The sequence below is a fragment of the Rhodanobacter panaciterrae genome (genome assembly GCF_014651895.1).
Lineage (GTDB): Bacteria > Pseudomonadota > Gammaproteobacteria > Xanthomonadales > Rhodanobacteraceae > Rhodanobacter > Rhodanobacter panaciterrae.
In genome coordinates this window covers 260392-279401 of sequence record NZ_BMXT01000002.1, presented here as the reverse complement: position 1 = coordinate 279401, position 19010 = coordinate 260392, and the positions used below count along the sequence as shown (strand labels likewise).

The following is a 19010-nucleotide window of genomic DNA, read 5'->3' as shown; positions in this document are numbered from 1 at the left end:
CAAGCTTGCGCGATATCCATCTGCCGCCCGAACCATCGTGGTGGCCACCCGCGCCGGGCTGGTGGGGGTTAGCGACGTTGCTGCTGCTGGCAGTGCTGGCGGCCATATGGCTGTGGCGACGGCATCGACGTGCGCTGCATCAGCGCCAGCAGGTTTTGCTCGAAGTCGATCGACTCGTATTGCGGCATCGACGCGATGGCGACCAGGCTGCGTTGGCGAGTGGGCTGCATCAACTGCTACGCCGGGTGGCGCGACGGCACGATGCGTTGGCTGCGCAGCAGCGCGGCGATGCCTGGCGACAAACGCTGGCACGGATGCCGGTCGATGCGGCCACGCTGGATCGATTGCTGGCGCTGGATCTGCAGATCTATCGGCCACCTTCCTCATTCGATCATGCCGCCGCCGTCATCGCTGTGCGGCAATGGTTGCGACTGGCCTTGAAGCCAGAAGCATGGAAGCGGACCGCGTCGGAGCATGTGCATGCCTGAGTTCGCATGGCCATGGGTTGTCGTGCTGTTGCCGTTGCCGTGGCTGCTGCGTCGCTGGTGGCGTCCGGCCGCACCGGGACAGGCTTTGCATCTGCCGCAGCCGGGCGTGCAATTGGCTGCGGTGGCAGGTGTCCGTGCGCGGGGTGCCGCGCTGTGGTTGCTGATGCTCGCGTGGCTTTGCCTGCTGGCGGCAGCGGCGCGACCGCAATGGGTCGGGCCGCCGCAGGCGCAGCAGCGCAGCGGTCGTGCACTGATGCTGGCGGTGGATCTGTCTGGCAGCATGCGCACCGGCGACATGCAACTGGCCGGGCAGTCGGTCAGTCGTTTTGGCGCGGTCGAGGCGATTGCCGGCGACTTCATCGATCGTCGCAGTGGCGACGAAATGGGTTTGATCCTGTTCGGCAGCCAGGCATTCCTGGTGACGCCGCTGACCTACGATCTGACGGCCGTGCGCGCGCAATTGCAGGGCGCGGCGGTGGGACTGGCCGGCACCGAGACGGCGATCGGCGACGCGATCGCAGTGGCGGTGAAACGGCTGTCGGCGCTGCCCGAACAGGCGCGGGTGCTGGTACTGCTCACCGACGGTGTCAACAACGCCGGTAACATCACGCCACGCGAGGCGGCGCGCGCAGCGAAGGCGGCCGGCGTGCGGATCTACACCATCGGCATCGGCGCCACGCAGATGCGCATACCGGGATTCTTCGGCAGCCAGCTGGTCAATCCCTCGGCTGATCTGGATGCGGACATGCTGACCAGCATCGCCACGCAGACCGGTGGGCTATTCTTCCGCGCCACCGATAGTGGCCAACTGACCGATGCCTATCGTGCGATCGATGCGCTGGAGCCGATGCCGCAACAGGGTCCGACCTTGCGCCCGCGGCATGAGCTGTTCCGCTGGCCGTTGCTGGCGGCGATCGCCTTGCTGCTGCTGGTGATCGTGCCGCGCCGGTTTGGCCGTGCGCCGGAGCGACTAGCATGAGCGCAATGCTGCAGCAGTTTCATTTCCTGCGGCCGTGGTGGTTGATCACACTGGGCATGTTGCCGCTGCTGGTCTGGCTGGGCGCGCGACGCAATACGGCGCAACTGGAATTGTCGCACCTGGTCGATGTCGAGCTGTTGCCGCATCTGCTGCGTGGCCGCGCCAGCAGCCGTCAGCTGCCGCTATGGCTGTTTGCATCGGGCTGGGCATTGTGCGCCTTGGCGTTGGCCGGACCGAGCTGGAACCGCATCAACCAACCGCTGTATGCAAGCCGCCCGGCACAGGTGGTGGCGATCTCGCTGTCGCAACACATGTTGGCGCGTGACGTGGCGCCGAGCCGGCTCGACCACGCACGTTACAAGGCGCGCGATCTGCTGGCTAGCAACCACGACGGATTGAATGCGCTGATCGGCTATGCCGGCGAAGCGTTCGTGGTGGCACCGCTGACGTCCGATGCGGGCAGCCTCAATGATCTGCTCGATGCGCTGGCACCGGACACGATGCCGATGGATGGCGACAACGCCGCACTGGCGATCGAACGTGGCGTGGCGTTGATCCACGATGCCAAGGCCAGCGGCGGTTCGCTGGTATTGATCACCGATCAGGCCGATGCCGCCGCCGTTGCGGCTGCGCGCAAGGCAAAGGCTGCTGGCGTACAGATCTCGGTGCTCGGCGTGGGCACGTCGCAGGGCGGGCCGGTGCCGCTGTCAGATGGTGGTTTCCTGCACGACGCGCAAGGTGGCATGACCCTGGCTCGTCGTGACGATGCCGCACTCAGTGCGCTGGCGGCGGCTGGCGGTGGCAGCTATGTGGCGATGACGGCGGACCATCGCGATATCGACACGCTGCATGCACAGCTGCGCGATGCACCCGCGACGACGGCGAGTGGGCAGATGGGCGATGAATGGCAGGATCGCGGCCCGTGGCTGTTGCTGCCGCTGTTGCTGATCGTGGCGCTGGCGTTCCGTCGTGGCTGGCTGCTGTTATTGCCACTGGTCGTGCTGCCGCTGCTGCCGGCCACGGCCGACGCGACGACGTGGCACGACCTGTGGCAGCGTCCCGATCAACAGGCAGCGCAGGCGTTGCGGCAGGGTCAGGCGAAGCAGGCCGAGCAGCTCGCACAGGATCCGGCCTGGCGCGGTGCAGCGGCGTATCGCGCGGGCGATTATGCCGCTGCGGCACAGGCGTTGCAGCGGGCACCCGGTGGCGATGCGGCGTACAACCTCGGCAACACGCTGGCACGGCAGGCTCAGTATCAGCAGGCCATCGAGGCCTACGATCACGCGTTGAAACTCGATCCGGGCAACGCCGATGCCAAGGCCAATCGCAAGGCGGTCGAGGACTGGCTGCGCAAGCAGCAACAGCAGCAGCCGTCCGACCAGAAGCAGCACGAGGGCCATAACGGCAGCAAGGAACAGTCGTCGGCTGGCGAGAAGGGCAAGGGCGGCAAGTCGGATTCGCAGGATCAGAAATCCGCGCAGGATGGTGCCAAGCCGTCCGAGCAGCCGGCTCAGGATGGCAAGTCGCAGGCGCAGGATCAGTCCGGGCAGAATTCATCAAAGCAGGATCCTTCCAGCAAGGATCAAGGCGATGGTCAGCCGAAACCGCAGACCGAGCAGCAGCAGGCCGAACAAAAGGCGAAAGCGGAACAGGCGCAGCAAGCGCTCAAGCAGCAGATGGACCAGGCGCTGGCCAACCCGACGGACAAGCCGCAGACGCATCAGCTCGGCACGCTGGCGAAGGACGACCCGCAGTCGAAATTGCCGGCTGATCTGCAGCACGCGCTGCAACGCGTGCCGGATGATCCCGGTGCGCTGCTGCGACGCAAGTTCGAGCTGGAATATCAACAGCGCCACGGCGGCGCGCCGAGCGAGGATGAACAGCCGTGATGTTTCGACGACTCATCGTGGGATGGCTGCTGGCGCTGCTGCTGGTTCCGGCGCTGGCGCGGGCGACTGAGGTGCAGGCGACGCTGGATCGCAGCAATGTGCAGCTGGGCGAGACGGTGACCCTGAACCTGCGCGTGGAGAATGCGAGCGGCGGCATCGGCATGCCCGACCTGGATGCGCTGAACCAGGACTTCAGCATCCTCGGCACCTCGCAGAACAACAGCCTTAGTGTCGTCAATGGCTCGGCCAGCTCGGCCCTGACGATCGGTGTGGCGCTGCGCCCGAAGCATGTCGGTACGTTGCAGATCCCGGCGTTGAACGTGGGTGGCGGCCAGACGCAGCCGCTGCAACTGCAGGTGAGTGCGCCGGATCCGAATGCGGCCGCGGCAGCCAACAAGAATGTCTTCATGGAGGCGCAGGTCGAACCTGCGCATGGCTACGTCGGCCAGCAACTGAGTTACGTGGTGCGCCTGTTCTACGCCACCAGCATCAGCAGGGGTGCATTGAATGCGCCGTCGCTTGACGGTGTGGAAGTGAGCCAGCTCGGCGACGATCTGAATTACGACGCCGAGCGTGGTGGCCGCAGCTATCACGTGCTGGAGCGGCGCTATGCGTTGATTCCGCAACACGCCGGCCATCTCGAAATTCCCGCGGCGAGCTTCCAGGGCGAAGCGATCGATCCGAACGACCCGAACAGCTTCTTTGGCTCCAGCACGCCGATCTCGGCCAGCGCGCCGGCCGTGTCGCTCGATGTGCAGGCAGCACCTGCCGACTGGAAGAGCGCGTGGTTGCCGGCGCGTCAGCTCAGTCTGAGTCTGGATGGCTGGCCGGGTGCACAGGAGCCGGTGCGGGTAGGGCAGCCACTGAATCTCACCATGAACCTGCAGGCGACCGGCCTGCCGTTCGAGACGCTGCCGGTGCTGAGCCTGCCGCCGCTGGATGGCGCCAAGGCGTATCCGGACAAACCGGTCACCGGTACCCGGCAGGACGGCCAGTGGCTGGTCGGCCGGCGCCAGCAGTCGTTTGCGATCGTGCCCGAACGTGCCGGCACGCTGACCATCCCGGCAACCACCTTGCAGTGGTGGAACGTGCTGACCGATCGGATGGAAGTCGCGCAGATTCCCGCGCACAGCGTGACGGTGTTGCCGGCGGTCGGCACTACGGCCATCCAGCCGTCCATACCTGCAGAGGCCTCCAGTAGCGGCGCCAGCGTCGTTGCGACCGCGGCAGCACCCACAACACCATGGCGCTGGATCGCGTTGGGCAGCTTCGGCCTGTGGTTGTGCAGCGTGCTGGCCTGGTGGCTGTGGCGCCGACGTCGTGCACCAACTACCACGGCGCCAACGGCAGCGCGAACATCATCACGCCAATGCCAACTGGTCTTCCTCGCCGCGGCGCGCGGCAACGACCCGGCAGCACAGGCGCACGCGCTGTTGGCGTGGGCGCGCGCGGAGCGGCCGGCGATCCAGCACCTGGGTGAGCTGGCGGCAGCGCTGGACGATGCATCGCAACGTGCCGCGATCGCCGGCTTACAGCAGCGCCAGTACGCCGGTGCACCGATGACCGGTGACGGCGCGAAGCTGGCGGAGGCATTCAAACGCGGCTTCGTCTGGCGTGTCGCCGATGCGGGCGATGATGATACGGGGCTGCCGCCGTTGTATCCGTTCAAGCTGCACTGAGTGCGCGCTGGAAAATCGCGCGCATGCTCTCGCTGAAACAGCACAAGGTGACATCGATCGCGTCATCCCCGGCCAGCTCGTCACGCAGTGTGCGCACGGCCACCTCGGCGGCATTGGCGGCGGGATAGCCGTAGACGCCGCAGCTGATCGCCGGGTACGCGATGGTGCGGAGTCGATGCTCGCGCAGCAGACGCAACGTATGCCGATAGCACAGTGCCAGGAACTGCGCTTCATCCCGAGTGCCACCGTGCCAGATCGGCCCCACCGTGTGGATCACGTAACGCGCGGCGAGCGCAAAGCCGGGCGTCATGCGCGCTTCGCCGGTCGGGCAGCGCACGCCGGGTGCAGATTCGGGCAGCGCGCGACAGGCTTCCAGCAGGGCTGGTCCGGCGGCGCGGTGGATCGCGCCATCCACGCCACCGCCGCCGAGCAAGCTGGGGTTGGCGGCGTTGACGATCGCGTCCACGCGCAATGTGGTGATGTCAGCGATGGATACTTTTAAGGGCATGGTATCGGCGCGGGTGGCGTCCTATGCTTCAGGCAGGCATTCAGGTGCGATGAGGCGGCAACGGGTCATGGCGAAAACGGAAGACATTTCCTTCGGCTATCTGCTCAGCGACGTGACCTTGCTGTTCCGCAAGCACTTCGATCGGCGTGCGGTGAAATTCGGCTTGACCCGCGCGCAATGGCGCGCGACCAAGGTGTTGTACCACCGCGAAGGTTTGCGGCAAACCGAGCTGGCCGAGTTTCTGGAAATGGAACCGATCGCGGTGGGTCGGGTGATCGACCGCTTGCAGGCCGCGGGGTTCGTCGAGCGCCGCCCGGACCCGAAGGATCGTCGTGCATGGCGGCTGTATACGACCGAACAGGCGAGGGTGATCGTGGGTGACATGGAGATCATCGCGCGCGATCTGCGCAAGGACGCCACCCGCGGTATCGGCCACGACGAGCTGCAGCAGGCGCTGGCGGTGATCAGCCGGATCAAGGACAACCTGGTGGCGCTGGAGCAGCAGCCGCTGGATGACGCGCCATAAGCACGGGAATCAGGATCAGCAAGTGCCATCGGTCGCGGTTCGAGTGATGACATCGAGTGGCATCGTGCAAATTTCATGTCGTGGCAGGTAAACCGGAACGCGGCTGCTGCGTTTGGTATCTCCTGGCTTGTCACGTTTCAGCTGTGCCAGCCGTGTCACTTCGATCCATCAAGGCGCGTGATGTTGCCGCAAATTTGCGCAGCGAAACGGCGAGTACCAGACGCATGTCCCTGAAAAAATTCTTGCTGATCGTTGCTGTGCTGGGTTTGGTCGCCTTGCTGGTTTTCTGGTACGGACATCATCGCGCGGCCAGCAACAAGCCTGCGGCGGCGCCTGCCGTCGTACCGGTGAAGATAGCCGTGGCAACGCGCGGTGATGTGGATCTCTCGCTCAAACAGGTGGGCAGCGTCGAGGCCTGGTCGACGGTGACGGTGAGTTCGCTGGTGGATGGCCAGATCCAGTCGCTCGCGTTCGTGCCCGGCGCACACGTGCACAAGGGTGATCTGATCGCGCAGATCGATCCGCGCCCGCTGCGGGCTCAACTCGATCAGACGATCGGCGTTGTCGCACGCGATCAGGCCAACCTGGTCAAGGCCAGGGCCGATCTGGCGCGCTATACCCCGCTGCTCGCCAAGGGCTATGTCGCGCAGACCGACATCGATACCTACAAGGCCAATCTCGGCGTGGCGGCGGCAGCGTTGCAGTCCGATCGCGCGGCCCAGGAATTCGCCCGGACCCAGCTCGGTTTCACACGGATCACCGCGCCGTCCGACGGCGTACTCGGTGCGCCGCTGGTGTATCCCGGTGCGGCGATCACGGCCAACACCACCGGTATCGTGGTGCTCAACCAGATCGAGCCGGTGTGGGTGACGTTCGCGCTGCCGCAGGACAGCCTGCCGGCCGTGCGACAGGCGCAGGCACGTGGTGCGGTGACCGTGCAGGCGCAACTGGATGGCGACAGTGGCAAGCCGATCAGCGGCACGCTGGAATTCATCAACAACGCGGTCGACGTCACCACCAGCACGATCACGCTCAAGGCGCGCTTCGACAACGCCGACGATCGGCTGACGCCCGGACAGTTCGTCAACGTGACACTGCCGACGACGCGTATCGCCAATGCGGTATCGGTGCCGGTGGTCGCCATACAGAATTCGAGTACCGGCAGCTTCGTGTTCGTACTCAAGCCGGATGGCACGATCGAGCAGCGCCCGATCACCACCGGTACCAGTACCGCCGATCGCACGGTGATCGACAAGGGACTGGCGGCCGGCGAGCAGGTGGTTGTCGACGGCCAGATGTTGCTGGTCGATGGCAGCCACGCGCGCGTCAGCGCCAACTGAGGCGCGCGCATGAATCTGCCGGAACTCTGCATCCGCCGACCGGTGATGACCACGTTGCTGATGGCGGCGCTGCTGGTGTTCGGCATCGTTGGCTATCCGCAGTTGCCGGTCAACGAATTGCCGAACGTCGATTTTCCGACCATCAGCATTTCGGCCAGTCTGCCCGGCGCGTCGCCCCAGACCATGGCGTCGGCCGTGGCCACGCCGCTGGAGGCCCAGCTGTCGACCATCGCCGGCATCAGCCAGATGAGTTCAACCAGTGCGCTGGGATCCACCTCGATCACCTTGACGTTCGAACTGGACCGCAGCATCGACGGCGCGGCGCAGGATGTGCAGGCGGCCATCTCGGCGGCGCAGCGCCAGCTGCCGACGCAGATGCCGACGCCGCCGACGTTCCGCAAGGTAAATCCGGCCGACGCGCCGATCCTGTATATCGCGGTGACCTCGTCGACGCTGCCGCTGTCGACGGTTGACGATTACGGCGAGACCGAACTCGCGCAGCGCCTGTCGATGGTCGACGGCGTGGCGCAGGTGAGCGTGTACGGCTCGCAGAAGTACGCGGTGCGCATCAACGTCAATCCGGACCGGCTTGCCGCGGCGGGCATCGGCATCGATCAGGTGCAGAGCGCGATTGCCGCCGCCAACGTCAACCAGTCCACCGGCTCGCTGTACGGCACACGGCAGCAGTTGCCGGTCAGCAGCGATGGTCAGCTGATGCGCGCGGCGGCGTACAACAACGTGGTGGTGGCTTACCGCAATGGTGCGCCGGTGCGGCTGGGCAATGTCGGCCATGCCGAAGACAGCGTGCAGAACGACCAGGTCGCCAGCTGGTACAACGGCCAGCGCTCGATCCTGCTGGCCGTGCAGCGCCAGCCGGGAGCCAATACCGTTTCCACGGTGAATCAGATCAAGGCCTTGCTGCCCGGATTCAGCGCGGCTTTGCCGCCGTCGGTCAAGCTCAACGTGCTGTACGACCGCTCGCAGTCGATCCGCGACTCGGTCAACGACGTGCAGTACACCCTGCTGCTGGCCGGCTTGCTGGTGGTGCTGGTGATCTATCTGTTCCTCGGCAATCTTTCGGCCACGCTGATTCCCGCGGTCGCGCTGCCGATCTCGGTGATCGGCACTTTCGGCGTGATGTTCGCGCTCGGCTACAGCCTGGACAATCTCTCGCTGCTGGCGTTGACGCTGGCGGTCGGCTTTGTGGTGGACGATGCCATCGTGATGCTGGAGAACATCATCAGGCACATGGAAACGGGCATGACGCCGTTCGAGGCGTCGGTGAAGGGAGCCAACGAAATCGGCTTCACGATCATCTCGATGACCTTGTCGCTGATCGCGGTGTTCATCCCGGTGATGTTCATGGGCGGCATCGTCGGGCGGCTGTTCCACGAGTTCGCGGTGACGATCAGCGTTGCGATCCTGGTCTCCGGCGTGGTGGCGGTGACATTGACGCCAATGCTGTGCAGCCGTTTCGTCAAGGCACATGACCACGAGAAGAAGAACTGGGTGATCGCCCGTTTCGATCGGGGTTTCACCGCCGTGCAGAATGGCTATACGCGCAGCCTGCAATGGAGCATGGGTCGACCGCTGTGGGTCATGGCGGTGTTCGTGTTGAGTCTCGCGGTGACCGTGCTGCTGTTCTACGTGACGCCGAAGGACTTCATTCCCGCCGGCGACAGCGGCCAGTTGCGGGTGAATACGCAGGGGCCGGATGGCGCCTCGTTCGACGCGATGGTGGCGCGCCAGCAGCAACTGGCCGAGATTGCCGGCAAGGATCCGAACGTCGCTTCGTACATGTCGTCGGTGGGTGCCGGCGGTTCGCGCGCCACCGTCAACAACGGCTCGCTGCTGCTGGTGTTGAAGCCGGCCAGCGAGCGGCAGACACCGGACCAGATCATCGCCGAACTGCGCAAGAAGTTCGCCAAGGTGACCGGCGTCAAGGCCTTCATCCAGAATCCACCGGCGATCCAGATCGGTGGGCGCCAGTCCAACTCGCAGTATCAGTACACCTTGCAGTCGACCGATCTGGATGCGCTGAACAGCTGGGGCAACAAGGTGACCCAGGCGTTCCAGCAGCTGCCCGGCTTCCTCGATGTCACCAACGATCTGGATCTCAACAGTCCCTCGATCGAGGTCAAGGTGAATCGCGAGAAGCTGGCGCCGCTCGGGTTGACCATGGCGCAGGTGCAGTCGGCGCTGGGTACCGCCTTCGGCGCCAATCAGATTTCCACGATCTACAGCGCGGCCACCGAATACTGGGTGATCCTGCAGGTCGATCGTCCGATGCAGAACGATCCTGCCGTGCTGTCACGGCTGTATGTGACTTCCAGCAGCGGCACGCTGGTGCCGTTGGGCACGGTTGCCAGCTTCGATCGCGTGCCGCAGGTGCTCACGGTGAACCACCAGGGTCAGTTGCCGGCGGTCACCGTGTCGTTCAATCTCGCCTCGGGTGTGTCGCTGAGCGATGCCGTGGCCAGCATGAACGGCGCGATGGCCCGGATCGGTTTGCCGGCGACGATTTCCGGCAGCGTGCAGGGCACCGCCCAGGCGTTCCAGGACTCGATGCAGGGCATGGGCATGCTGCTGCTCCTGGCGGTGTTCGTGATTTATCTGGTGCTCGGCATCCTGTACGAAAGCTTCATCCATCCACTGACGATTCTGTCCGGTCTGCCGGCAGCCGGCGTAGGTGCCTTGCTTACCCTGGTGCTGTTCCACGCGTCGCTGGATCTGTTCGCCTTCGTCGGCATCGTGATGCTGGTCGGCATCGTCAAGAAGAACGCGATCATGCTGATCGACTTCGCGCTGGAACGGCAGAACGTCGAGAACATGCCGCCGCACGAAGCGATTTTCGAAGCCTGCAAGGTGCGCTTCCGCCCGATCATGATGACCACGATGTCCGCATTTGCCGGCACGTTGCCGATCGCGCTGGGCATGGGTGCCGGCGCGGAGACACGACGCTCGCTCGGTCTGGCCGTGGTCGGCGGACTGGTCGTCTCGCAGGTGCTGACGCTGTATCTGACGCCGGTGATCTACATCTACATGGATCGGTTGCAGCAACGTTTTCAGCGAACCGGCAAGAGCAAGACGCTACCGGCACAGTAACTTGCAGCGTTCGGTCGGCGACGGTTAGGCTGGCTTCTCCATCAGCGAGGAAGCGAACATGCGCAGACTGACATCGATCATGACCGTGCTCATGGCTATCGCTGGTGCGGGCCTCGGTACCACCGCCTGTGCCACCGCGCCCGCGCAGATGGACGCCGCCGCACTGCAGGCCTACGCCGGCAAGCCATGGGACAAGGCCACGCTGATGAACACCACGGTCGAACTGGGCCGCTATCAGAACGTGCCGGTAGTCGCCGAGTTTCCCTGTTCGGATGTCTGCCCGCAGTACACCGTGCGCATCATCCATTACCAGCTGCCGTCGAATGTCTCGTGCGCGAGTGTCGGTGGGGTCGAGAAGAAGGTGCTGGTGCCGGTGGCGATCGCCGTGTTCCAGAAGACGTTCTGCATCCCCGAGCCGCTGGTGGCGTCCGGGCTGTATTACTCAAAGTGAGCAAAGTTCTGCTCCTCCCCCTGCACGCAGGGGGAGGTTAGGGAGGGGGTTGGCTTTTGACCTTGCGCCAAAGAGCGACCCCACCCCAACCCTCCCCTGCATGCAGGGGAGGGAGCAAGGCTCTTATTCGCCGGCACCATCATTGGCAAACGCGCCGGGCGCCGAGCCGAAGTCGCCGTCGGCCTGCGCGGCCATGTACGAGAAGGTGGCGTACACGGCCACGTTCTGTGCCAGTTGCTTCGGGTCGATCTTGTCCAGCGTGTCGTTCGAGGTGTGGTGCCAGTCGAAGTAATGCGTGCCGTCCTGGGTCAGCGACAGTGCGGCCATTCCCTTGCCGTGCATCTGCGACAGATCCGAACCGCCGCCACCAGGCTTCTTGGTGTCATAGGCCACGCCGATCGGCGCCAGCACCTTGGCGATCTGGTCGATCGCGTCGCGCGCCTGCGGCTTCACGCTGGCGCTCATGCGCCAGACCGGGCCGGCACCGAAGTCGGATTCGGTACCGAGCTGGAACTTCGCCACTTCGCCCGCATGCTTGTCGGCGTAGGCGCGACCGCCCCACAGGCCCATCTCCTCGTTCGCGAACGCGATCACGCGGATCGTGCGATCGGGCCGTTGTGGCAGATCGTGGATCAGCTTGCCGGCTGCCATCGCGATCGCCACGCCGGCGCCGTCGTCGATCGCGCCGGTGCCCGGATCCCACGAATCCAGATGACCGCCGATCGCCACCACCTGATCGGGATGCTTGCGACCGGTGATCTCGCCGATCACGTTGGCGCCGGTGTATTCGCCGACCACACCGCAGTCCAGATCCAGCTTCAGCGTGACCGGTTTGCCATAGGCCAGGATGCGCTCAAGCTGGTCGGCGTCGGGGTTGGACAGAGCGGCGGCGGGAATCGCCTTGGCCGGATCGCGGAAGCCGGTCACGCCGGTATGTGCAATCCGCTGGTCCGCGTCGGTGCCGGCCGAGCGCAGCAGAAAGCCGGCGGCGCCCTTGGTTTGCGCCAGCACCGGGCCACCGGTGCGCACGGCCGAACCCATGCCGTAATCGTGACCGTCCTTGGCGCGCTGCATGCGATAGCCGATGTAGACGATCTTGCCTTTCACGCTGTCCGGGTCGGCGGCCTTCAGCGCATCCAGGCTGTCGAACTTCACCACCTGGGCCGTGAGTCCACCTTTCGGTGTGCCCGGCGAATAACCCAGCGCGCTGAGCACCAGTGACTGCGGAAACGGCGCGACGATCGCGGCGTGTTCGCTGCGGCGCACCCACAGCGGATATTTCACCTCTTCGGTGTAGACCTTGTCGTAGCCGAGTGCCTTGAACTTGGCCACGGCCCAGTCGCGAGCGCGCTGGTCGGCGTCGCTGCCGGCCAGGCGCGGGCCGATTTCAGTAGTCAGCGACTCGACGATCCGGTAGCCGGTGTCGTCGAGCATCGCTTTGTCACGCAACTGTTCGGCCGTCTTTACGGCCGTAGCGGAAATCGTGGTGGTCGGATTGGCGGCGCTGGCAATGCCAGTGGCCAGCAGCAGGCTGGCGGCGAGCAGGGTGAGGGGAACAGGGCGCATCGGGGAACTCCGCAGGGTGAATCCTGATTATGGCGCGACCGGCAGCTGTCGCTTAGGCCAGAAGTCATGCATGCCACGGAAACGACAAGGGCCGGGCCACAGAAAGCGGCCCGGCCCTCGGAGGTGGATCGTCGCTTTACGGCTTGTTCTTCAGCAGATCGCGGATCTCGGTGAGCAAGGCCACATCGGCCGGCGGCGCGGCGGGTGCCTCTTCCTGTTTCTTCTGCATGCTGTTGATCATCTTGACCACCACGAAGATCGCGGCTGCGATGATCAGGAAGGTGATGATGGTGTTGATGAAGTCGCCATAGCCGACCGCCACTTCGGCGATCTTGTGCTTCGGATCACTGTCATCGCCCGGCTTGAGCACCCACTTCAGCTGGCTGAAGTCGATGCCGCCGGTCAGCATGCCGATCGGCGGCATGATGATCTTGTCTACCAACGAGCTGACGATCTTGCCGAACGCGCCGCCGATGACAACACCGACCGCCAGATCAACAACGCTGCCGCGCATGGCGAAAGCCTTGAATTCCTGCAGCATGCTCATGCTTTTTCTCCGTGGATTGGGCCGAATGGCCTATGGACTTTAGCGCAGTGCTTTGATCTCGCACAGGGGGCCAATACACGAATTCAGACGACCCGGCCGTCCAGTTCGGCGACGCCGACCAGCTCGGCATGGAAGCGGTCGCCGCGCTGCAACGCAGCAACACCGGCCGGCGTGCCGGTGAAGATCAGGTCGCCGGCTTTCAGTTCGAACAGCGTGGACAGCGCCGCAATAATTTGCGGCACGCCATGCACCATTTCACCCAGCGTGGTCTGCTGACGCAGCTCGCCGTTGACGCTCAGTCGCAGCACGCTGTCGGCGGTCAGTGTGACCTCCGCGGCCGGACGCAAGGCCGAGACCGGCGCGGAGTGATCGAACCCCTTGGCCACGTCCCATGGATGTCCCTTCGCCTTGGCCTGTGCCTGCAGGTCGCGACGGGTCAGGTCCAGCCCCACGCCGTAGCCCCATACCAGCGCGGCGGCTTGCTCAGACGTGAGATCGTGCCCGCCAGCACCGAGCGCCACCACCATCTCCACTTCGTGATGCAGGTCGGTGGTGGCTTGCGGATACGGCACATCGGCGCCGTCGCTGACCACCGCATCGGCTGGTTTGCAGAAGAACATCGGCGCGGCCTTGTCCACGCTGGCGCCCATCTCGCGCGCATGCTCGGCGTAATTGCGGCCGATGCAGAACACCCGGCGGATCGGAAAACGCAGGTCACTGCCGCTGATCGGCAGGCTGGGCTGGGCTGGTGCGGCAATGGCGTAGGTCATGCCGGCAAGCGTAGCAAAGCGCTTGAGCACCGTCGCGCGTCCACACACATAGTCGACATGAGGTGGCAGCCGCAATGCGCGGAAGGTTACTCTCTGCGCAGCTCCCGGCAATCGCGCCGCAATGACCGCAACGGTACGCGAGCCTGGTCGCCGGGGTTTCGGGAAGTTTCCAAGCGGATGTCGATTTTCTTCGATCGCGTTCGTCGTCCTGGAAAGCACCCCTTTCTCCACCAAGGCGACCCACGATGGGCTTGAAGCTCTACATCGACTCATGGAGCCCGCCCGGATGACACCTGTCATCGACGATGGCTGATGTCGCACCCTGATCGTGCTGCGGCCGATCGGCCAATCTTGCACCTATCGAGCAACCGGCATGCCGGGCGGGGAACGTGAGTGGATAACGCTGAACTGTTGAAGGAACTGCGCATCGAGCGCCACCAGCGCGACGACCACGACCGTGGTCCGGGGCGTTGGCCGTGGATCGTCGGTGGCGTGGTCATGCTGCTGGTCTTGCTCGGCGGTGCCGGCTGGATGCTGTCCGGTCATCGCGCGGTGGCCGTACAGACCGCCACGGCGATCGCACCCAGTTCCAACAGCGAGGCCGGTGCGGTGCTGCAGGCGACCGGTTACGTCACCGCGCGGCGGCAGGCCACGGTATCGGCGCAGATCACCGGCACGCTGACCGCGGTGCTGATCGAAGAAGGCGATCACGTCACCAAGGATCAGGTGCTGGCGCGGCTGGACGACAGTGCCTACAAGGCGGCCCTGGATACGGCCACGGCACAGGCGGCCGCGGCGCATGCGCTGGTGGTGCAATACCAGGCCCAGCTTGCGCAGAACCTGCGCGACACAGCACGGCAGCAGTCGCTGGCTGCGCAAGGACTCGTGTCGAAACAGGCGGCCGAGCAGGCGCTGACACTGGCCGACAGCACGCGTGCCCAGCTCAAGTCGCAGCAGAAGCAGGCCATGTCGGCCGATGCACAGGTCATCCAGGCGAAGGTCAATTTCGATTACTGCGTAGTACGTGCACCATTTACTGGCGTGATCACCACCAAGGATGCGCAGGTCGGCGAGATCATCTCGCCGTTCTCAGCGGGCGGCGGCTTCACTCGCACCGGCGTGGGCACGATCGTCGACATGGACTCGCTGGAAGTCGACGTTGACGTCAACGAGGCCTATATCGGCAGGGTCAAGCCCGGCATGGCGGCCGAGGCAGTGCTGGACGCGTATCCCGACTGGAAGATTCCCGCCCACGTGGTCGCCATCGTGCCGACAGCCGATCGTGGCAAGGCCACCATCAAGGTGCGTGTGGCGCTGGAAAAGAAGGATGCGCGTGTGGTGCCTGACATGGGCGCGCGCGTGTCGTTTCTGGAAGAGAAAGCGGAGGCCACCACGCAGGTACCGCAGGGCGTGCTGGTACCGGCCACGGCGATCGTGCAGCGCGACGGCCACAGCGTGGTGTTCGTCGTCGACGGCAGCGTGGTGCGGCAGCGCACGGTGAATCGGGCCACGCAGGCTTACGGTGAGCTGTGCCTGCTGCCGGCGGTGGTGAAGCCGGGTGACAGCGTGGTGATATCGCCACCGGCCGATCTGCATGATGGTTCGGCCGTCCAGATGAAAACCGCAACGCCATAGAACGATTTCTTTTGCAGCGGCTTCCGCCGCGACAGTCACACGGCATCCGGAGAAACACATGGGCACATTGATCGATATCCAGAATCTCGCCAAGACCTATGAACGCGGCAAGCAGAAGGTCGAGGTGCTGCACCACGTCAACCTGGCGATCGCCGAAGGCGACTTCCTCGCGTTGATGGGGCCGTCCGGTTCCGGCAAGACCACCTTGCTGAATCTGATGGGTGGTCTCGACACGCCGAGCGCCGGCAGCATCACCGTGGGCGGCCAGCGCATCGACCAGCTCGGTGGCGGTGCGCTGGCGAAATGGCGCGCATCCAACGTCGGCTTCGTATTCCAGTTCTACAACCTGATGCCGATGCTGTCGGCGCAGCGCAATGTCGAACTGCCACTGCTGCTCACCAAGCTCTCGAGTGCCCAGCGGAAGAAAAACGCCTCGATCGCGTTGCAGCTAGTGGGTCTGGCCGATCGCGCCACGCACAAGCCGAGCGAGCTGTCCGGTGGTCAGCAACAGCGTGTGGCGATCGCCCGCGCCATTGTGTCCGACCCGACCCTGCTGGTCTGCGACGAGCCGACCGGCGATCTTGATCGCCAGTCCGCGGAAGACGTGCTCGGCCTGCTGCAGCAGCTCAACCGCGAACACGGCAAGACCATCGTGATGGTCACGCATGATCCGAAGGCAGCCGAATACGCCAGCCATACGCTGCATCTGGACAAGGGCACGTTGGTCGAGCAGGCGCTGGTGTGATGATGGCCGCGCGCGTGTCGACAAAAGCGACCCCACCCTCCCACAGGGATTTCCTCCGGTCACAACCCTCCCCTGCAAGCAGGGGAGGGAGCACGGCTCTTGCTCCTCCCCCTGCGTGCAGGGGGAGGTTGGGAGGGGGTAAGGCTTTTGACTTTGCGGTACAGAGCGACCCCACCCCAGCCCTCCCCTGCACGCAGGGGAGGGAGCAATACGCGAATGATCTTGAGAGGGTCCCGTCATGAAATACCTTCATCTGATCTGGGCGGCGCTGTTCCGGCGCAAGACCCGCACGATACTCACCCTGGTGTCGATCATCGCCGCGTTCCTGCTGTTCGGCATGCTCGATGCGGTGCGCACCGGATTCGACCAGGCCGGCAACAGCGCGAATGGCGCGGAACGCTTACAGACCGGCTCCCGGCTTTCCTTCATCCAGACCCTGCCGCAGTCACTCGAAGCACGCATCGCGCAGGTGCCAGGCGTGAAAATGGTGACTTACGCGAACTGGTTCGGCGGCGCCTATCAGGATCCGCACAACCAGGTCTTCAGCTTCGCGGTGGAACCGAACTACCTCGATCTCTATCCGGAGATGCAGGTGAGCGCGGCCGAGCGCAAGGCATTCGACAATACCCGCACCGGTGCGCTGGTCGGTGAGAAGCTGGCCGAACGGTTTCACTGGAAGGTGGGCGACAAGATCCCGATGCAGTCGACGATCTTTCCGAACCACGAAGGCAGCAAGAACTGGACGTTCGACATCGTCGGCATCCTGCATTCGAAGGACAAGAAGGCCGGTGGTTTCTACGATCAGATGTTCCTGCTGAACTGGAAGTACTTCGACGAGACCACGCCATACAACCGCGGCACGGTGGGCTGGTATGTCACGCGCGTCACCGACGTCAATCAAGCCGATCGCGTGGCCAAGGCGATCGATGCGATTTCGGCCAACTCCGATCATGAGACGCGTACGCAGACCGAGGCCGCCGCGACTGCCAACTGGATGAAGCAGCTGGCCGACATCGGGCTGATCGTCAGTTCGATCATGGGCGCGGTGTTCTTCACCCTGCTGCTGCTGTCGGGCAACACCATGATGCAGGCGGTGCGCGAGCGCACTTCCGAACTGGCGGTGTTGAAGACGATTGGTTTCTCCAGCCATAGCGTGCTGGCGATGGTGCTGGCCGAGTCGGTGCTGCTGCTGTTGCTCGGCGGCGTGCTGGGCCTTGGTCTGGCGATGCTGATGGTGGGTGGCATCCAGTCGAAGATGGGCGGTGCGATACCAATGGCCCCGGTGGATGCGGGCATCTGGACGCACGGGTTGCTGCTGATGGTCGTGGTCGGGCTGCTGGTCGGCGCGTTGCCGGCGATCCGCGCGATGCGTCTGAATATCGTCGATGCACTGGCCGGGCGCTGAGGAGAACGAGCATGTTCCTGCATTTTCTGATGTTGTTGTTTTCCACTTTTGCGCTGGTGTCCGCGGCCTTCCTGGCGATCTGGATGCTGTTGACCCGGCAGGGCCGGCAGGCGGTTTCGATCACCTCGGTCGGCATCAGCACGCTCAGGCAGCGACTCGGCATGTCGTCGGTGATCGTGGTGGGCATCGCCGGCGTGGTCGCCGTGCTGGTCGCCTTGCTGGCGATGAGTGACGGCTACCGCGAGACGCTGAACAAGACCGGCAGCGCCGATACCGCCATCGTGATGCGTGGCGCCTCCGCGTCTGAAGTGATGTCGGTGCTCGACCACGACAGTGTCACCCTGATCCCGCAGGCCGTCGGCATCGCCAAGGATGCGAAGGGACAACCGATCGCCTCGCCCGAGCTGGTGGTCGCAGCAAACCTGCCGCTGAAAGGCGGCAGTGCGGACGACGAGGGCAGCGTGCAGTTGCGCGGTGTCGGTGAGCAGGCCTGGGCGGTGCGGCCGAACCTGAAGATCATCGAGGGCCGCAAGTTCAATCCCGGCATGCGCGAGCTGATTGTCGGCAAGGGTGCGGCGAAGCAGTTCGCCGGACTGGAGCCGGGTCACGAGATCCGTCTCGGCAGCCAGATGTGGACCGTGGTCGGCGTGTTCGCCTCTGGCGATGCGATGGATTCCGAGGTATGGGGCGACGCGGGCGTAGTGGCCGACACCTATCGCCGCGGCAGCAGCCGCGCGTCAGTTACCGTGAAGCTGGCCGACCCCAAGGCGTTCGATGCCTTCAAGACCGAGCTGGAAGCGAACCCGCAACTCAAGGTCGATGTCAGCACCACGCTGGACTACTTCAGCAAGCAGTCCGAAGGCATGAGCACCTTCCTCACCATCATCGGCATTGTGGTCGGCTCGATCATGGCGATCGGCGCGATCTTCGGCGCACTCAACTGCATGTTTGCCGCAGTCGCGGCACGTGCCCGCGAGATCGCCACGCTGCGCGCGATCGGTTTCCGCGGCCTGCCGGTGGTGGTGGCGGTGATGCTGGAAACCATGTTGCTGGCCTTGCTTGGTGGCCTGATCGGCGGTGTGCTGGCATGGCTGGTTTTCAACGGCTACAGCGCCTCCACGCTGGCGGCCGGCACGGTCGGCAAGCTCAGCTTCGAACTAAAAGTTTCGGCGGAACTGTTGTGGGTCGGCCTGTTGTGGGCGCTCACGATCGGCTTCATCGGCGGCCTGTTCCCGGCCGTGCGTGCTGCGCGGTTGCCGGTGACCACAGCGTTGCGCGAACTGTAACGCCGATTTGTAGGAGCGCACCCTGTGCGCGAATGCTCTATGCGATTTCGAATCAAAAGCATTCGCGCACAGGGTGCGCTCCTACACGCGA

At 64.6% G+C, this 19010-nt stretch carries 16 protein-coding genes; 12 read left to right on the top strand and 4 right to left on the bottom strand.

The features are described from left to right. The first annotated feature begins 5 nt into the window (after positions 1–5). Genes IE071_RS10660 through IE071_RS10645 form a run of 4 tightly spaced genes read left to right on the top strand, consistent with a single transcriptional unit; the run spans position 6 to position 5035 of the window. Positions 6–488 (top strand): DUF4381 domain-containing protein, encoded by a 483-nt coding sequence (locus tag IE071_RS10660; protein WP_308427775.1) that lies wholly within the window; start codon positions 6–8, stop codon positions 486–488. Further along, complete coding sequence (locus IE071_RS10655) at positions 481–1467, top strand: VWA domain-containing protein (protein WP_189441185.1); 987 nt, start codon at positions 481–483, stop codon at positions 1465–1467. The genes IE071_RS10660 and IE071_RS10655 overlap by 8 nt, the downstream gene beginning before the upstream one ends. Further along, positions 1464–3356: a VWA domain-containing protein gene (locus IE071_RS10650; RefSeq protein ID WP_189441184.1), complete on the top strand. Its 1893-nt coding sequence runs from the start codon at positions 1464–1466 to the stop codon at positions 3354–3356. Before IE071_RS10655 ends, IE071_RS10650 begins: the two co-directional genes overlap by 4 nt. Beyond that, complete coding sequence (locus IE071_RS10645; protein WP_189441183.1) at positions 3356–5035, top strand: BatD family protein; 1680 nt, start codon at positions 3356–3358, stop codon at positions 5033–5035. The genes IE071_RS10650 and IE071_RS10645 overlap by 1 nt, the downstream gene beginning before the upstream one ends. Here the strand turns inward: IE071_RS10645 and IE071_RS10640 are convergent. Continuing rightward, positions 5022–5543, bottom strand: a complete 522-nt coding sequence (locus tag IE071_RS10640) for an O-acetyl-ADP-ribose deacetylase (RefSeq protein ID WP_189441182.1) — start codon at positions 5541–5543, stop codon at positions 5022–5024. The two genes, IE071_RS10645 and IE071_RS10640, sit on opposite strands and share 14 nt — an antisense overlap. Before the next feature lie 67 nt (positions 5544–5610). On the opposite strand from IE071_RS10640, the gene IE071_RS10635 reads away from it, so the two are divergent. The 4 genes from IE071_RS10635 (at position 5611) to IE071_RS10620 (ending at position 10965) form a co-directional block, all read left to right on the top strand. Further along, positions 5611–6069, top strand: a complete 459-nt coding sequence (locus IE071_RS10635; protein WP_189441181.1) for a MarR family winged helix-turn-helix transcriptional regulator — start codon at positions 5611–5613, stop codon at positions 6067–6069. A gap of 224 nt (positions 6070–6293) precedes the next feature. Beyond that, the gene (locus IE071_RS10630; protein ID WP_189441180.1) at positions 6294–7409 is read left to right on the top strand and encodes an efflux RND transporter periplasmic adaptor subunit; all 1116 of its coding nucleotides are present in this window, start codon (positions 6294–6296) and stop codon (positions 7407–7409) included. Positions 7410–7418: 9 nt separating this feature from the next. Further along, positions 7419–10514, top strand: coding sequence for an efflux RND transporter permease subunit (locus IE071_RS10625; RefSeq protein WP_189441179.1), 3096 nt, complete (start codon positions 7419–7421; stop codon positions 10512–10514). 58 nt (positions 10515–10572) lie between these two features. Then, on the top strand, positions 10573–10965 hold the full coding sequence (locus IE071_RS10620) for a hypothetical protein (protein ID WP_189441178.1): 393 nt from the start codon (positions 10573–10575) through the stop codon (positions 10963–10965). 123 nt (positions 10966–11088) lie between these two features. Here IE071_RS10620 and IE071_RS10615 read toward each other — a convergent pair whose 3' ends face one another. The 3 genes from IE071_RS10615 to IE071_RS10605 form a co-directional block, all read right to left on the bottom strand. Next, positions 11089–12531: a M20/M25/M40 family metallo-hydrolase gene (locus IE071_RS10615; RefSeq protein WP_189441177.1), complete on the bottom strand. Its 1443-nt coding sequence runs from the start codon at positions 12529–12531 to the stop codon at positions 11089–11091. Between the two features lie 136 nt (positions 12532–12667). Further along, complete coding sequence (mscL, locus tag IE071_RS10610; protein ID WP_189441176.1) at positions 12668–13078, bottom strand: large-conductance mechanosensitive channel protein MscL; 411 nt, start codon at positions 13076–13078, stop codon at positions 12668–12670. Between the two features lie 83 nt (positions 13079–13161). Further along, the gene (locus IE071_RS10605; RefSeq protein WP_189441175.1) at positions 13162–13848 is read right to left on the bottom strand and encodes a fumarylacetoacetate hydrolase family protein; all 687 of its coding nucleotides are present in this window, start codon (positions 13846–13848) and stop codon (positions 13162–13164) included. A 393-nt stretch (positions 13849–14241) separates the two neighbouring features. Here IE071_RS10605 and IE071_RS10600 point away from each other — a divergent pair, with 393 nt between their 5' ends. From IE071_RS10600 to IE071_RS10585, 4 genes are all read left to right on the top strand, one after another. Then, positions 14242–15483, top strand: a complete 1242-nt coding sequence (locus IE071_RS10600; RefSeq protein ID WP_189441174.1) for an efflux RND transporter periplasmic adaptor subunit — start codon at positions 14242–14244, stop codon at positions 15481–15483. Between the two features lie 58 nt (positions 15484–15541). Next, complete coding sequence (locus IE071_RS10595; RefSeq protein WP_189441173.1) at positions 15542–16228, top strand: ABC transporter ATP-binding protein; 687 nt, start codon at positions 15542–15544, stop codon at positions 16226–16228. 238 nt (positions 16229–16466) lie between these two features. Further along, positions 16467–17633 carry an ABC transporter permease gene (locus IE071_RS10590; RefSeq protein WP_189441172.1) on the top strand — a complete coding sequence of 389 codons (1167 nt, stop codon included), beginning with the start codon at positions 16467–16469 and terminating at the stop codon, positions 17631–17633. An 11-nt stretch (positions 17634–17644) separates the two neighbouring features. Further along, the gene (locus IE071_RS10585) at positions 17645–18919 is read left to right on the top strand and encodes an ABC transporter permease (protein WP_189441171.1); all 1275 of its coding nucleotides are present in this window, start codon (positions 17645–17647) and stop codon (positions 18917–18919) included. The last annotated feature ends 91 nt before the right edge of the window (positions 18920–19010 follow it).